This is a genomic window from Actinosynnema sp. NPDC004786 (assembly GCF_053601135.1).
Genome location: NZ_JBSGBG010000121.1, coordinates 1 through 1,181, shown reverse-complemented (window position 1 = coordinate 1,181; position 1,181 = coordinate 1). Strand labels below are relative to the sequence as shown.

Here is a 1,181-nt window from a genome sequence, read left to right as displayed (position 1 = left end):
GGCAACGTGAACACCAACGACCAACCCGAGATCGCCGCCGACCCCGTGTTCGTGATCGTGATCTCCGACGTCAACCCCGTGTTCCACGCGTTCACCGTGTCGGTCACGCGGCAGCCGTCACCCGGCGGGTTGGACGTCGTGGTCGTGGTGGTGGTGCTCGTCGTCGTGGTGGTGCTGGTCGTGGTGGTGGTGCTGGTCGTGGTGGTGGTGGTGCTCGACGGCGGCGTGCCCTGGAACTGGGAGATGAACTTCCACGCCTCGCCCTTGGTCCAGGTCCGGACCCCGCTCTCGGTGTACGTGCCGTCCACCGGGCCGGGCATGTGCCCGTTGTCGAACGCGGCCCACTGCACGGGGTACCCCGCCCGGCAGGAGTACGTCGTGGTGATGTGGGACATGCTGCCCTGCGCCGGTTCGCGCGGGGTCTGCGCCGCGCAGCCGTTGTTGCGCACGAAGGTGTCGCGCAACGACCGGCCCATCGAGATGTTCAGGACGTTGTCGGTGATGCCGTGGAGGCCGAAGTACGCGATCGGCTGGGTGCCGCCGGCGCACCCGCTGAGCTGCGCGCCGGCGTAGACCACCACGGCCCGGAACGCGTTGGCGCGGGCGCACGCGATGGCGTAGCTCATGCCGCCGCCGTAGCTGAAGCCCATCGCGAACCTCAGGCCCGTGTCCACGCAGAGGTCGCCCTCGATCCGCCGCATCATGTCGTCGACGAACGTGATGTCCTCGCCGCCGGAGTTGGCCCAGCCGTTGCCGAGGCCCTGCGGCGCGACCAGGATCGCGCTGTTGTTGGACTGCTCCTGCATCCCGTAGTACGACCACGCCGTGCCGCTCGTGCCGCCCGAGGACACGTCGTTCATCGTGCCGCCGCGCCAGTGGAACGCGAAGATCAGCCGGTACGCCCGGTTGCTGTCGTAGCCGTCCGGGACGCGCAGGATGAAGCTGCGGCTCTTGCCGCTGCTGGTGATGGTGTGGGTGCCGCTGCGCATCGTCGGCGCCTTGCCGCAGCCCGCGCTCGACGCGAGCGTGCCGACCTGGGCGGACGGCGCGGCCTCGCCGAGCCCCCCGGTCAACGCCATGCCCGTGGTGCTGGAGAAGACCCGCGAGCGGTCCGGCCCGACCGAGTTCGGGGTGCTCCGCGACGGCCGGGAGCTGACCCTCACCGCCGACGTGGCCCGGGT

The 1,181-nt window shown here is 70.4% G+C and carries 1 protein-coding gene; it reads right to left on the bottom strand.

All coding sequences use genetic code 11. The features are described from left to right. A partial coding sequence (locus ACWEFJ_RS39245) for a cellulose binding domain-containing protein (protein ID WP_449716923.1) occupies nucleotides 1–1,079 on the bottom strand: 1,079 nt, incomplete at its 3' end. Nucleotides 1,080–1,181 lie beyond the last annotated feature (102 nt).